At 34.6% G+C, this 14,692-nt stretch carries 11 protein-coding genes; 7 read left to right on the top strand and 4 right to left on the bottom strand.

Annotation, left to right across the window (positions count from 1 at the left end; genetic code table 11):
• The first annotated feature begins 307 nt into the window (after positions 1-307).
• From BFA01S_RS05470 to rsiV, 3 genes are all read left to right on the top strand, one after another.
• Complete coding sequence (locus BFA01S_RS05470) at positions 308-1,612, top strand: globin-coupled sensor protein (RefSeq protein ID WP_066226701.1); 1,305 nt, start codon at positions 308-310, stop codon at positions 1,610-1,612.
• Between the two features lie 158 nt (positions 1,613-1,770).
• Positions 1,771-2,247, top strand: coding sequence for an RNA polymerase sigma factor SigV (gene sigV / locus BFA01S_RS05475; protein ID WP_066226702.1), 477 nt, complete (start codon positions 1,771-1,773; stop codon positions 2,245-2,247).
• Between the two features lie 12 nt (positions 2,248-2,259).
• Positions 2,260-3,138 carry an anti-sigma-V factor RsiV gene (gene rsiV, locus BFA01S_RS05480; protein ID WP_066226704.1) on the top strand — a complete coding sequence of 293 codons (879 nt, stop codon included), beginning with the start codon at positions 2,260-2,262 and terminating at the stop codon, positions 3,136-3,138.
• A 47-nt stretch (positions 3,139-3,185) separates the two neighbouring features.
• Here rsiV and BFA01S_RS05485 read toward each other — a convergent pair whose 3' ends face one another.
• The gene (locus BFA01S_RS05485) at positions 3,186-4,085 is read right to left on the bottom strand and encodes an aldo/keto reductase (protein ID WP_066226706.1); all 900 of its coding nucleotides are present in this window, start codon (positions 4,083-4,085) and stop codon (positions 3,186-3,188) included.
• A gap of 68 nt (positions 4,086-4,153) precedes the next feature.
• On the bottom strand, positions 4,154-5,647 hold the full coding sequence (locus BFA01S_RS05490; protein ID WP_082799869.1) for an NlpC/P60 family protein: 1,494 nt from the start codon (positions 5,645-5,647) through the stop codon (positions 4,154-4,156).
• 505 nt (positions 5,648-6,152) lie between these two features.
• Between BFA01S_RS05490 and BFA01S_RS05495 the strand changes: the two genes are divergently transcribed.
• From BFA01S_RS05495 to BFA01S_RS05510, 4 genes are all read left to right on the top strand, one after another.
• Positions 6,153-8,084, top strand: coding sequence for an endonuclease MutS2 (locus BFA01S_RS05495; RefSeq protein ID WP_066226707.1), 1,932 nt, complete (start codon positions 6,153-6,155; stop codon positions 8,082-8,084).
• 281 nt (positions 8,085-8,365) lie between these two features.
• Positions 8,366-9,247, top strand: a complete 882-nt coding sequence (locus BFA01S_RS05500) for a LysR family transcriptional regulator (RefSeq protein WP_066226709.1) — start codon at positions 8,366-8,368, stop codon at positions 9,245-9,247.
• Between the two features lie 126 nt (positions 9,248-9,373).
• Positions 9,374-10,444, top strand: a complete 1,071-nt coding sequence (locus BFA01S_RS05505) for a branched-chain amino acid aminotransferase (protein WP_066226711.1) — start codon at positions 9,374-9,376, stop codon at positions 10,442-10,444.
• 156 nt (positions 10,445-10,600) lie between these two features.
• Positions 10,601-10,834: an excisionase family DNA-binding protein gene (locus tag BFA01S_RS05510; protein WP_066226713.1), complete on the top strand. Its 234-nt coding sequence runs from the start codon at positions 10,601-10,603 to the stop codon at positions 10,832-10,834.
• Between the two features lie 83 nt (positions 10,835-10,917).
• Here BFA01S_RS05510 and BFA01S_RS05515 read toward each other — a convergent pair whose 3' ends face one another.
• Together BFA01S_RS05515 and BFA01S_RS05520 are read right to left on the bottom strand one after the other, a co-directional pair.
• On the bottom strand, positions 10,918-12,591 hold the full coding sequence (locus BFA01S_RS05515) for a choice-of-anchor I family protein (RefSeq protein ID WP_066226715.1): 1,674 nt from the start codon (positions 12,589-12,591) through the stop codon (positions 10,918-10,920).
• Positions 12,592-12,889: 298 nt separating this feature from the next.
• Complete coding sequence (locus tag BFA01S_RS05520) at positions 12,890-14,539, bottom strand: glutamine--tRNA ligase/YqeY domain fusion protein (protein ID WP_066226717.1); 1,650 nt, start codon at positions 14,537-14,539, stop codon at positions 12,890-12,892.
• Positions 14,540-14,692: the final 153 nt, after the last annotated feature.

Raw genomic sequence — 14,692 nt, forward strand, 5'->3', positions numbered from 1 at the left:
CTGATAGAAGTTTCACTTTATTATAGTTAATTATTTTTTTTCTATCAATTAATGTCCTTTCTCTGTTGGTGATTTTTTACATGATTTTAGAAGCTGAGCATGGAGTTTCTCTGCCTTGTAAGTATGTAATAAAAGAGAATTATTTTCCAGTTAGGTAAATAGACTTAAATTTCAGAAAAATATAGTTAATATGAACTAAATTATATTATAATTAATATGGTAAATTATTTAAAAAGTGTGATCGTTTAACTATTAATGGAAAAAAGATACTATTCATAAGCTCAGCTAAATTGGAGGAAAAAATAAAATGAGTTTATTTCAGTTAATAAGAGGAAGCAAGGAAGAGAAAAAATGGCTACAGTATGCAGGTGAAATGGATGTAATAATAGATATTGAAGATGATTCTATTCAAACAAAAATGGATATGATGAATTTTACCGAAAATGATTTAAAAGTAATTAAAAGCATCCAGCCGATCGTTCGAGAGCATATTGATCAGCTCGTGGAAGAATTTTATTCTACTATTTTACGTGTCGAGCATTTAAAAGAGATGATTGAGAAATATAGTACTGTAGATCGTCTGCGTGAAACGCTTAAAGTTCATTTTATAGAATTGTTTAGCGGGAAGATCGATCAATCATTTGTTGGAAAGCGCTTTCGTGTAGCGAAAACACATTATCGAATTGGACTGGAGCCTGCTTGGTATATGGGTGCCTTTCAAAATGTGCAAAATTCTCTTCTTTCCATTGTATGTAACAAAGTAAGTAATAAAGAAGAAATACAAACAATCTTATCAGTAGTTAATAAAATACTAAGTTTCGAGCAGCAAATTGTACTAGAGGCATATGAACAGGAAAATATGGAGAAATTACAGTTGGAATTTGAAAAGGGAAAAGCAGATCTGAAAAATAAAATGACATCTGTGAGCATTGGGCTGGTAGCGCTTACGGAACAGACTCAAGCAGCTGTTGAAGCGCTTAGTATGAATATTAGAGAGGCGAATAAGACGACAACGGAAAGCAATGAACAGGCTACAATGGCAAAAATGTATGCAGATGAAGGAAAGAATAAGCTGAATGAACTTTTTACGAAAGTAAATTTAATTGAAACATTTACTAGAGATATGATTGATATTATTAATAAATTAGGGGAATCGTCAAATGAGATTTCAAATGTTATTCATATCGTGCAAGAGATTGCTGACCAGACGAATTTGCTTTCTTTAAATTCTGCAATTGAGGCGGCAAGAGCAGGGGAGCATGGAAAAGGCTTTGCGGTCGTTTCTCAGGAAGTAAGGAAACTAGCAGAACAAACGAAAAATTCTATTTCTCAAATAAATGAATTAATTTCCACATCAAATAAATATAAAATACAAGTGGAACAATCTCTAAATCAAGTAAGAAATACGGTACAGCTAGGAATGTCCGCTTCAGAGCATACGAATAACTCATTCCAAAATATTGTTCAATCTATCCAGCAAAGCGGCAGTACGGTTCTTCGGGTACAAGAGCATATGGAAGAATTGATCCACGTTGTCACTGAAATTGAAAAAGCAACTGCAGATGTCGCTTTATCTGCCGAACAGTTAAATGAAGCGGCATTAATAGGATAAGATAAATGATGAAAACCTTCTTAAATATGTGGAAGGTTTTTTTAGTTATGTGAAAAAACTTTGGGCTTTCTATATAGTGAAAACTTTTTATTTCATATTGACGTCTTATTATTGAAAGATAAAATGGTTGCGCGTACCAGATAGGAGACGGAGATGTTATGTTTCGAAATAAAGCAAAGGAAATCTTTTCCGAGTTTGTAATAGAGCATAAAGAAAATGTTTACAGACTGGCATATAGCTATGTCAAAAATGAACAGGATGCATTAGACATTGTTCAAGATTCCATTGTAAAAGGATTAAAATCCTTGCATTCACTTAAAGACGACAAAGTAGTAAAAAGCTGGTTTTATCGAATTGTCGTTAATACTGCTTTGGATTTTCTTAGAAAGCATAAAAGAGTGCAGATTGTTGATGATATAGAGATTCATGCGTCAATTGAAGAAACAAAGTACCATGATATTGATTTAGAACGGGCATTAGAAATATTGCCGCTTCCCTACTATGAAATCATTACTTTAAGATTTTTTGAAGACTTAAAACTTGAAGATATTGCATTCATTTTAAAATTACCTGTTAATACAGTAAAAACGAGATTATATCGTGCTTTAAAACTATTACGTATGAATATGGAATAAGGAGAAATCAATATGGATAATAAATTAGATGAATTAAAAGAAGAATATATGAATATACCGATTCCTAAGGAATTAGATGATGTTGTGAACAAAGCATTATTAAGGAAGGAAAAGCGAAAGGTTAGGAAGAGCTGGATTATAGTAATTGCAGCAGCAGTAATATTGTTTATTTCAAGTATTAATGCAAATCCATCCTTTGCTCAAACGATGGAAAAGATACCGATAGTTGGAGATTTAATTAAGCTTCTAACATTCGTTGAGTATAAAGTAGAAGAAGAGAACTTTCATGCTGATATCAAAGTTCCTGAGATCAAAAACTTAGAAAATAAATCATTACAATCAGCACTTAATGAGAAATATTTAAAAGAAAATGAACAGCTTTATAAAAGTTTTATGGATGAAATGGATAAAATCAAGGAAAAAAATGGCGGAAATATTGGAGTAGATAGCGATTATGAAGTAATAGAAGAAAATGAACAGATTCTTACTATTCGCAGAACTGTTGTGAAAACAGCAGCATCTGCTGAACAAACAGTACAATATGATACAGTCGATAAAAAGCATGAAGTATTAATAACCCTTCCAAGTTTGTTTAAAAATAATGATTATGTAAAAGTGATCAGTGAAAATATTCAAGAGCAAATGAGAAATCAAATGAAAAAAGATCAAAATAAAATATATTGGGTGGAAGGTACAGAATTAGAAATAATAGCTGATGAAGCATTTAAAACAATCTCAAAAGATCAGAATTTCTATATTAATAAAAACGGAAAACTCGTGATTTCATTTAATGAATATGATGTTGCACCAGGTTATATGGGTGTAGTTGAGTTTGAAATACCGACAAAAGTAATGGAAGATCAATTAGTAAGTAATGAATATGTAAAATAGATTTAGAGAAAAAGAAGCAGACACTGATCTGCTTCTTTTTCTTAGTATTAAACAATATCCAAATATGTTTTTCTCGTTGGCGGTGGAAATGCCTGATCGAGTCTTTTTAAATCTTCTGATGTCAATTCAATTGCAGCAACACTTGCATTTTGAATAACATGTTCTTCTTGAGACGCTTTTGGAATCGCAATTACATCGTTAGAACGAATGCACCAAGCAAGAACAATTTGTAATGGCTGTACGCCGTGTTTCTCTGCAATATCCTGAATGATCGGGTTATTTAATAACTGTCTTCTTAATGAACCGCCTTGTGCAATCGGACAGTAAGCCATAATCGGCATACGGCGTTCACGCTGCCATGGCAGAAGATCAAAGTCAATTCCTCTTGAACCTAAATGGTAAAGGACTTGGTTTGTCATACAATTTTGTCCATTAGGAGCATTGTACAGCTCATCCATATCCTCTGTATCTAAGTTAGAAACACCCCATCTTAGGATTTTGCCTTCTTTTTTAAGCTTTTCCAGTCCTTCAATTGTTTCTTCAAAAGGAACACTGCCTCTCCAGTGTAGAAGATATAAATCTAAATGATCCGTACCTAATCTTTTTAAGCTGTTTTCGCAAGCTGCAGCAACTTTACTGATACTTGCATTGCTTGGATAAAATTTCGATACGAGGAAAACATCATCTCTGCGTCCTTTAATTGCCTCACCGACTACACGTTCAGAGCCGCCGCCGCCGTACATTTCAGCAGTATCAATTAATGTCATACCAAGCTCAATACCAAGCTGTAATGCTTTTACTTCCTGGTCTTTTGTACGTGCATTTTCTCCCATATACCAAGTACCTTGTCCTAAAACTGGTACAGTTGTACCATCAGGCAATGTAATAACACGCTTTTCAAGAGAACTTCTAATGTCTGCTATTTTTGCATCATTTAATAAACTCATTTATTCATAACCTCCGTTTAGAAAGTATGTATTTTATTTTAATTTTATCATATTTTCAGAAGAAAACGTTAATTGATACCGTCTATTGCGGGAAGTTTTATTAGTTTCAGGTCAGCTATTAAATCGCGCAATTGAGCCTCTATTTGAGGAGGGAGGGGTTCGTATCCTCCATCTTTCTTTATTTGAACAGCTCTCTTTTGCAAACGTTCCAATTTAGCCATCTCTTTTTTCATGTTCTCCATGTCGTCTGTCGCAATGAAATCATTAATTATCTTTAATAGGCGGTATTGAGAGATTTCGTATATTACTCTTTCTCTTGCAATCTTTGCCGGTCTTACATATTTATTATTTAAATTGTCCCGATTCGCTTTTCCGGACACTTTTCCGATAGCTTTTTCAACAGCTTTTATTTTGTTAGAGAAAGAATCATACTGTTCATTTATTTCAGCAAGATTTCCAGAATTAATTTTTCTTTCAAAACTGGATAATGAATTTAATAGAGATTCTCCCAGTTTTTTTGCATCATTTACTTTTTGATTTACGTCAACATATCTGCGCCCGCCTGCATATTCCTCTTTATAAGGGGATGTATTAATGGAAATAATCTCAACATTTTTACCTGCTTGAGGGGAGTGAATCATTTTTCCATTTCCTGCATACATAGCGACGTGATGGACTTTACCTTTGCTCTTCCCGGATTTATAAGCGAAGAACATTAAGTCACCAGGCTCTAATTGATCTTTTGAAACAGCTTTCCCTTTTGTGAATTGTTCAGAAGCATCCCGCGGTATTAATATTCCATAATATTTATAGACAGAATACGTAAATCCAGAACAGTCAAAGCCATACGCAGAAACCCCTCCCCATAAATAAGACAACCCTAGAAATTGCTTCCCAGTATTTAATAGATCGGTCCCGCTAGGTTCTGTTATATCAGATAAAGAAGAGTATATATGAATATCACTTCTTTTAATCCACTTTGCTTCATTTGAAGGAGTCATTACCTGTACCCAGTCATTTTCTACAGCTAAAACAGGTAATCTCGTATTGAAGCTGACTTCTAAAAACTTTTTCTTTTTATCGTCATACAGAGAGGCTGTTTTCGCTTTTACACTAGCTATCTCACATTGACCATATGCTGCTTCCTGAGTAGTAAGCTGTGATTTTGGCATCCAGCCAGGGTAGCCATCTTTATTTTTTGATGTAGCCTGATCAACTATAGCGACTTGTACCCAGTTTCCATTTGTCTTCAATACTTTTACTTCCTGACCGTATAAACCTTGTGTTTCAGTTTTTCCAGTTAACCATCTCCGGGAATCGGCAGTCCCCATTTTAGCTGTCCAAGTCTTCATATCAACAGGATTTGATAAAGAATACTGATCGATATTCCGCTTTGTGCCAGGTTCTTTCCATAAAGTAGCCACTGATACGTTTATATAAGTTTTGTTTGGCTGATTCGGCGTATAACAGGTTGTACCTGCAGCATCCGATACTTTTGGAAAAAACGGTACTAACAGAGAGAGAAGAAGGGTGAAAATAAAAAACTTTTTCCAATAGTTCATTTTAAAAAACCTCCGATTATTTATATGGATATTATAGCAAAATTTGGTGTTCGGTTTATAAAATTCGGAAAAATTGTCGAAATAATTATATTAAATCGATTAGAAATTTTTGTAGGATAAAATTCCAGTTAGTCTTTACTCTTTATGGGAATTTTGTTAAGATGAAATTGTATTTTAAAATTAAGGAGTGTGTTTTATGGAGGTTGCAGTTCTTAACTAAACGTAATTTTATACGTGCGTGTCCAAAATCAGCATTTAAGTAATGCTTATTTGGTATACGAAATGTTAAGAACATAAGTTTGCGCCTGCTCCTAATGATAGTGTGAAGTGTCTATTCTTATTTAAGTACGCTTCATATATAACAACTACCATTCACCGCAAAAGAACTCATGTATGTTCTTTTGCGGTTTTTTATTTTAAATTAAATAGATTATTTTGCATTCTTTGTTCTTTCATTTCCTCGCACGTAAGTTGTGAAAAAACAATAACGAAGGAGGAAATAATGATGAATAAGCAAACAATTGAGGTATTGCAATTTACAGATGTTAAAGAGGAAATTGCTTCTTATACTGTTTCAGAAATGGCGAAAAAAGAAATTCTTTCTCTTCATCCGACAACGAATAAGAAACAAATAGAAGCTTGGATGAATGAAGTAGATGAGGCTGGGGAAATATTAGAAATCACTTCGAGTGTACCGATTCATGGGTTAAAAGGAATCGAGCGATTGTTAAAGAGCTTTAATAAAGGGGTTGTTTTAAACGCGGCTCAATTAATAGAGCTTTATGATTTATTAGTATGTATGGATAAGATAAAACGATTTATGAAGGATAAGGAATATGCTGCGCCAGTTATTACGACATATGCCGCATCTTTTCATAACTTGGATAAATTAGCTGAAGAAATCATCCGGTCTATTCGCAATGGGAAAATAGATGATTATGCGAGTAAAGAGTTACTAAAAATTCGTAAGCAAATAACGATTTTAGAAGAACGTATAAAAAGTAAAGTAGATCATCTTCTGAAATCATCAAAATACAGCAAGTATATTCAGGAAAATATCGTAAGTATGAGAAGTAACCGTTATGTCATTCCGGTGAAAAAGGAGTATCGAAAAAATGTAAAAGGAACTGTACTCGATACTTCGGCATCAGGTTCTACCGTTTATATAGAACCTGAAGAAATTGGAATGATTCAAGATGAAATTTATATATTAAAGATGCAGGAGGAAGCGGAAGAACAAATGATTCTTTCCGTACTGACTGGACTTGTAGAACAGCATGAATATGAAATTAAATTAGCGGCAGATATAATGATACGATATGATGTCATTTTTGCTAAAGCAAAGTACAGCAAGAAAATAAACGGAGTATCACCAAAAATCAATGAGCATCATACGATTAAATTAAAAAATGCGAGACATCCTTTCGTAGGAGAAAATGCTGTACCTTTGAATTTTACGATCGGTGAAAACTTCGATGCGCTTCTTATAACAGGACCGAATACGGGTGGGAAAACTGTAACAATTAAGACGGTTGGGCTGCTTACGATGATGGCTCAGACAGGATTTCATATTCCAGCAGAACAGGGAAGTGAGATTGCCATATTTCATAATATCCTTGTTGATATCGGTGACGGTCAAAGCATTCAACAGTCACTTAGTACCTTTTCCTCACGAATAAAAAATATTATCGGAATTTTAGGGGAAACAACACCGCAAACGCTCGTATTAATAGATGAATTAGGATCAGGTACAGATCCTGCTGAAGGAATGGGGTTAGCTATTTCGATTTTAGAAGAGCTTTTTAATAAAGGAGCAACACTTCTGGCAACAACTCATTATAGTGAGATTAAAACGTATGCAAATGAACGCGATGGGTTCGAAAATGGATCGATGGAATTTGATATAGCTACTTTACAGCCGACTTACCGTCTTCTCATTGGTAAAGGAGGAGAGAGTCAGGCTTTCGAAATTGCATTGAGACTTGGTATGAATCCAAAGTTAATTGAACGTGCACATGAAGTAACGTACAAAGAAAAGAAGAGCTATGAGCCGTCACCTTCATTTAGTAAATATGAGTTAGATCGGCAATTAGCGATGAATGAGAAGTATATTTACAAGCAAAAACACCATCAGAAAGAGGAAGTAGAAATAGCACAAATCAATTTTAAAAAGGGAGATAATGTGAAAATCCCATCTTTAAATGAATTTGGAATTGTGTATAAAGAAGCAAATGAAAAAGGAGAGATAGAAGTATTTGTAAAAGGAAAGAAAATGGTATTTAATCATAAACGTTTAACTTTATATATTAAAGCTGAAGAGCTTTATCCAGCTGAATATGATATGGATATTATTTTTCAGTCAAAGGAATATCGAAAAGCGAAAAATCTGATGACAAAGCGGCATGTAGAAGGAAATTCGATTGAAGAGTTAGATTAAAGTAAGCATAAGGGAAGCAGGGATCTCTACCGATTCCTGCTTTCTTTATATAGAAAATGGAATGAAAGTCACTTTGTATGTACTTACAATATAAAAGCTGTGGAGTATTAATCTTTCTAACAACTATTAAGTACATTGGTATTTATAGTTTTAGGGGGATCTTTTTTTGTCTTTTTAGCTGTAAAATATAAAATGTATTTTAAAGCTAAGTTGAGAACGTATTTCTCAGTATTCTCTACTGTCATGATAAATTCAATTAATTAATTGAAGGGGTTTATAAAATGGATCTTCAGCAGCTCAAATATTTTGTAGAAGTGGCTAAACAAGAGAGTTTTACAAAAGCATCTCAAGTTCTGCTTGTCTCCCAGCCATCCATCAGTAAGATGATTAAAAATCTTGAAGATGAATTGAAGGCAACTTTATTAGATCGTTCAGAGAGAAAAATAAAACTTACTGACGTAGGAGCCATCGTGTATGAACAGGCTTTGAAAATCTTACAGTCGGTAGAAGATGTCTATTCTTCTGTTAATGAACTTGTTCATATAGAAAAAGGAACGATCAAAATGGGATTAATGCCTACAATAGGTGTATTGCTTTTTCCTAATATACTTGCTGGATTTAAAGGGGAATATCCTCAAATTGATATAGATATGGTTCAATGTAGTGCAAAACAATTAACACTGAAGGTAAAGCAGGGAGATATTGATTTAGGGGTAACGGTAATGCCGGTTGACTATGATATTTTTGAAACGATCCCTTTATTATCTGAGGAATTAGTTGTCATCGTAGACAGTGAACATTGGCTTGTTGAAAAAGAATCAGTACACTTATCTGATTTAAAAAATGAATCATTTATTCTTTTAACAGAAGATTATGTCCTTCATGATGTAGTTACAAAATCGTGTGTGCAGTCGGGCTTTGAACCGAAAGTTGCTTATAAAAGTTCTCTATGGGATATCATGGGTGAGATGGTGGCAACACAGGTAGGGATTTCGATTATTCCGAGATCGATGGTGAGCCGGTTTAATAATGAGAAAGTACATGCCATTTCAATCTCTTATCCTATTATTGATTGGGAATTAGTGCTTATTTACAAGAAAAATAAATATCTTTCTTTTGCAGCAAGAGAGTTTATTAAATACATTCAATCGAATAAACTTTAAGTTTTATAACTTTTTCGCATAGTTTTGATAGTTTATATATATTTTACGAATTGAAAAACTCTGAGTAGAATGATGTATAATTCTTTATTTTCGGAATATTTATTTAGCTATTATGGATTGGAGACTATGACGATGACAGAAATAAAAATAGAATTAACAACAAATAAAAAAGATAAACCTGATATTAATAATCTCGGTTTTGGCCGATTTTTTACAGACCATATGTTTGTCGTAGATTATACAGAAGGCAAGGGCTGGCATGAGCCGCGTATTATACCGTATCAGCCGATTTCTCTAGATCCGGCATCAAAAGTTTTTCACTACGCTCAAACGGTATTTGAGGGATTGAAAGCATATTTAACAGTAGATAACAAAGTCTTACTATTTCGCCCGGAAAGCAACTTTAAGCGATTAAATGCATCTAATGAACGTTTATGTATCCCTGTTATTGATGAGGAGCTTGCATTAGAAGCATTAAAGCAATTGGTAGAAGTGGATCGTGAGTGGATTCCAAATGCGCCAGGTACATCTCTATATATCCGTCCATTTATTATTGCAACAGAACCTTGTTTAGGTGTAGCTTCTTCACAAAATTTCCAATTTATTATTATTCTGTCTCCAGTAGGCTCTTACTACAAAGAAGGCATTAAACCGGTAAAAATTCTAGTCGAACAGCAATATGTGCGTGCTGTTGCCGGAGGAACAGGTGAGGCGAAAACAGGCGGTAATTATGCAAGCAGCTTAAAAGGGCAGGAACTCGCGAACAAAGATGGTTATTCTCAGACACTGTGGTTAGATGGAAGAGAAAAACAATATATAGAAGAAGTAGGAAGTATGAATATCTTCTTCAAAATTAACGGTACAGTTGTAACACCTGCGCTAAATGGCAGCATACTGCATGGGATTACACGTGATTCAATGATTCAGTTATTAAAAGCGAAAAACATTCCAGTCGAAGAGCGTCAAATTTCAATTCATGACATTACAGAAGCATATCATAATGGAACATTAGAAGAGGCTTTTGGTACGGGAACAGCGGCTGTTATTTCTCCGATCGGTGAATTGAAATGGCTGGACGAAAGAATCATTATTAACAATGGTGAGATTGGGGAAGTAACACAAATGCTTTATGATACATTAACGGGCATCCAAAACGGCTCAATTCCAGATCAGTTTAACTGGACAATCAAATTGTAATAAAGTATAGATCAATTGTGCATAAGATTCGCTATGTTAATAAGTAGGTGTTCTTGCTTGTCTAAGATAGAGAATGGGGAAGAAAGAAACCGAGTAACTCTTGCTGAAATACGTTATAATAGAACCTATAAATATAGTAGTGGAGTGACGGAATAAGTGTATTTAACAGTAGAGGAAACGGCTGAGTATTTATCGGTATCTGTACCGTATGTGGAGAATTTAATTTTACAAGGGAAAATAAGAGCTTTGCATGATAGTGATGGTGCAGTATTGATCTATAAAGATCAGTTCAAGACGCATTTTGAACAGCTTGAAAAATATAAAAAGTTAGTAGAAGAAGTATTAAATGAACCAATTCCGGAAGATTTAGATGTGAAGGATGAGGATTGAATTTCTTAGATAAGAAGGCTGTTCCGTAGCGGTTGTACGGGACAGCCTTTTGTATAAATGCAGTATAGATAATCAAACTTAAATTATTTGTCAGTCTTTCCACCTAGTGAATAAACAGCGATTGTTCCTGTTACTTCATGGGCAGCAAGGAGGAGATCTTGTCCTGTTGGACTGTCACTTGCCGGGATAAATGTTAATCCTTCAGGTGCAACATCATTACTTGAAGCTGTTACCTTTCCCCCATTAAAAGTACGGCTTGAAATATACGTATTAAATCTAGGTTTCTCAGGGTTAGTTACATCATATACCATAATGCCGCCTGTTCTTTCTAAACCGATAAATGCATAGTTTTTCCCTTTAACATTGCCTACAATAACGGATTCTGGCTCTGGACCTTTATCGTCACTGCGTGAATCAAGTTCATCTTCTGTATTATTGGCATTGAAGTGATTTGGAACAGCCTCTGCAGTAATTTTTTCGAAATCTGAACCGCTGTCATATGTCAGCTTTAATGAATTAGCATCCCAGATTGAGAATGAACGAGCGCCGTATCCGTAAATTGCTTCATATTTGCCATCTTTGTTTTTTGGTGCAGCTGTTGTTGTTTTCAATCTTCCGAGCTGTTCTTTTTTGAAAAGTCCATCTTTCACCATTTTATCAAGTTGTTCTTGTGAAAATCCTTTGTAGAGCTTCGCATTTAATTTATACGAATTAACTAAGTCTTCCACACGAGCTTCTTCTGAAAAACCTTTGTAATCCTGGGCATCTCCTTCATTAGCAGTTAGAATATATGTTTTTCCCTTTACTTCATATGAAGCCATTCCATCTGGCATGTACATGGAAAGAATAGGCCAGTTCTGAATGTTAATTTTCCCGTCTTTATCCGAAGCATCTAATTGATTGTCATTTACCGAAAAATCTTTATAGCCAAGACTCTTCACTGTTGTAAATTTCTTTTTCTCAATATCTAATTTAGCTATAGCATTATTTTCTTGTAAAGCTACATATGCGTACTTCCCGCCTTTATCTGTCACGATATACTCGGGCTCCAATTCAACTGCGTAAGAGTTTTTCGGCTGAATCTTTCTTACATCTTTATCGACAGCTTTCTCATCAAAACGAACTGTTGTAACCGAGTTGTTTTTAATGTTTTTTACTCCTTTTGATATATCAATAATACTCACTGATCCTTCGGGATTTACTTTATAATCATCAGATGGCTCACCTTCATTTGCAACTAGAACTTTTTTGCCGTCAGGTGTGAATGTAAGCATATCAGGGAGAGCACCTGCTTTTACATGGGCAATATATTCCCCGCCTGTTGTCATAAATACGACATGGCCATCATTTGTTTTATTTTTTGCCGGTGCGGCAATAGCAATATAGCCGCCATCAGGATGAATAGCTACACTTGTTACATCTGATGCTTCTACACCAAATGATGATAATGGAATTTGTTTTACCTTAGGAACAACTTTTTCACCCTTTTTTAATACAGAAAGATCGATAATATCAATTGATTTCTGGTCTCCATTCACAGAAAACGCATGCTTTGTTTTTTTGTCATAAGCAACAATTTCTGTTCCGCCAGCACTAATAGGAGCACCGCTTGTATAGCGTCCAACTAATTCGATTGGAAGGCTTGCATCATATTTTAATAGTGATTCTGAGGCAGAGGTCTTCATTGGCGTCATTAATAAACTGACGGAAGCTGCTGTGATGAGACTTTTTGAGATGATGTTTTTCATTGATTTCATAGTTTCCTCCATTGATAAATGTTATTAGTAACGTATCAAGTCTATTGGAGGAATTTTAAAGGAAGGTATCATATGTGTAAAAATATTGTAAATTTTCGGTTAATTTTGTCGAATGAAGATGTTAATGATAGAGGGATTCATATTAAAATTTCACTAGAGACTATCCAATAGTCCCTAATAAGTTTTAAAAACTGAAAGACCCCGTCACGAAATCCTTGATTTTATTGGATTCTCATAAAGGGGTCTTTGAGGAAGCTGTCTAAAAAGGGTTGTTTTGCCCTTTTTAGACAGCTTCAGCTTATAATTTAAATGAACTTTTTAAAGAAACGATTCGGTTAAATACAGCTTTTTCGCTCGTTGAATGTTTCGGATCGACGTTAAAATATCCATGGCGGAAAAATTGGAACTTATCATGTGCTTGGACATCTTTCATATTCGGTTCGATGAAACCTTGGACAATTTCCAATGAATTTTCATTTACATTATCAAGGAATGTTTTATTTGTATTTTCATCTTCAGAATCTAAAATAAGCGGTTCATATAAACGGAATTCAGCTGGGACCGCATGCTTTGCATCAACCCAGTGAATAGTTCCTTTTACTTTTCGTCCTGTAAAACCTGAGCCGCTCTTCGTTTCTTTATCATACGTACAGTGCAGCTCAATAACATTGCCTTCTGCATCTTTAATTACTTCCTCACATTTAATGAAGTAAGCATGTTTTAAACGAACCTCATTGCCAGGAAAGAGACGGAAATATTTCTTTGGCGGGTCTTCCATGAAATCATCTTGTTCCACATAAATTTCTCTTGAAAATGGAATTTGGCGCATTCCCATTTCAGGATTTTCAGGATTGATTTCAGCATCCAGCATTTCTACTTCATTTTCAGGATAATTTGTAATGATCACTTTCAAAGGCTTTAATACACCCATTGTACGTGGAGCTTTTAGTTTTAAATCTTCTCTGACAAAGTGCTCAAGCATAGCAGAATCAACTATTCCGGAGCCTTTTGATACACCCGTTTCCTTAACGAATTGACGAATAGATTCCGGTGTATAGCCTCTCCTTCTTAAACCGGAAACTGTCGGCATACGAGGGTCGTCCCAGCCATCAACAAATTGTTCATCTACTAATTGCTTCAGCTTTCTTTTACTCATAACAGCATTCGTAATGTTTAGACGGCCAAACTCAATTTGCTGAGGTTTTTCTGCCATTTCACATTCTTCAAGAACCCATTCATAAAGAGGACGGTGATCTTCGAATTCTACCGTACATAAAGAATGTGTAATTCCTTCAAGTGCATCTTCGATTGGATGAGCAAAATCATACATCGGGTAAATACACCATTTATCACCAGTATTATGATGTGTTACATGAGAAACACGGTAAATAATAGGATCACGCAAGTTAATATTTGGAGAAGACATATCGATTTTTGCACGTAATACTTTACTGCCGTTTTCGAATTCTCCATTCTTCATTCTTTCAAATAAATCTAAATTTTCATCAACTGGACGGTCACGATACGGGCTGTCTTTACCAGGCTCTGTTAATGTTCCCCGGTATTCGCGAATTTCTTCCGGAGTTAAATCACACACGTATGCTTTTCCCTTTTTAATAAGGAGAACGGCACGATTATACATTTCATCAAAATAATCAGAGGCAAAAAATAACCCATCCCAATCATATCCGAGCCATTTTACATCTTCTTTAATTGCTTCAACATATTCTGTATCTTCTTTTAATGGATTTGTGTCATCAAAACGCAGATTCGTTTTTCCGTTAAATTCATCTGCTGTTTCAAAGTTTATAACGATTGATTTTGCATGTCCGATATGAAGATAGCCATTTGGCTCCGGAGGAAATCGAGTGACGACTTTATCACGTTTTCCAGTTTCAAGATCCTCTTTAATAATACTTTTAATAAAGTTTGAGGAATTATGTTCCAATTTATATCAACCTTTCTTTTTGAAAATATAAGGATAAATGTACTTCGGAAAATATCTAAGCATATCCCATTGTTGTTTAACTATGTAATATTGTTCTTTATACTGTCTCAACATACTATTATAACCAATCTGCCGCGTATTTTCATCGTTAAA

The organism is Metabacillus fastidiosus NBRC 101226, from assembly GCF_001591625.1.
Classification (GTDB): Bacteria; Bacillota; Bacilli; order Bacillales; family Bacillaceae; genus Metabacillus; species Metabacillus fastidiosus.

Bases quoted from the DNA above. Each gene is read 5' to 3' on its own strand.
- BFA01S_RS05485 (WP_066226706.1), bottom strand. From the start codon at position 4,085: ATGAGTTTATTAAATGATGCAAAAATAGCAGACATTAGAAGTTCTCTT.
- BFA01S_RS05490 (WP_082799869.1), bottom strand. From the start codon at position 5,647: ATGAACTATTGGAAAAAGTTTTTTATTTTCACCCTTCTTCTCTCTCTG.
- sigV (WP_066226702.1), top strand. From the start codon at position 1,771: ATGTTTCGAAATAAAGCAAAGGAAATCTTTTCCGAGTTTGTAATAGAG.
- BFA01S_RS05500 (WP_066226709.1), top strand. From the start codon at position 8,366: ATGGATCTTCAGCAGCTCAAATATTTTGTAGAAGTGGCTAAACAAGAG.
- rsiV (WP_066226704.1), top strand. From the start codon at position 2,260: ATGGATAATAAATTAGATGAATTAAAAGAAGAATATATGAATATACCG.
- BFA01S_RS05505 (WP_066226711.1), top strand. From the start codon at position 9,374: ATGACGATGACAGAAATAAAAATAGAATTAACAACAAATAAAAAAGAT.
- BFA01S_RS05495 (WP_066226707.1), top strand. From the start codon at position 6,153: ATGAATAAGCAAACAATTGAGGTATTGCAATTTACAGATGTTAAAGAG.
- BFA01S_RS05515 (WP_066226715.1), bottom strand. From the start codon at position 12,591: ATGAAATCAATGAAAAACATCATCTCAAAAAGTCTCATCACAGCAGCT.
- BFA01S_RS05470 (WP_066226701.1), top strand. From the start codon at position 308: ATGAGTTTATTTCAGTTAATAAGAGGAAGCAAGGAAGAGAAAAAATGG.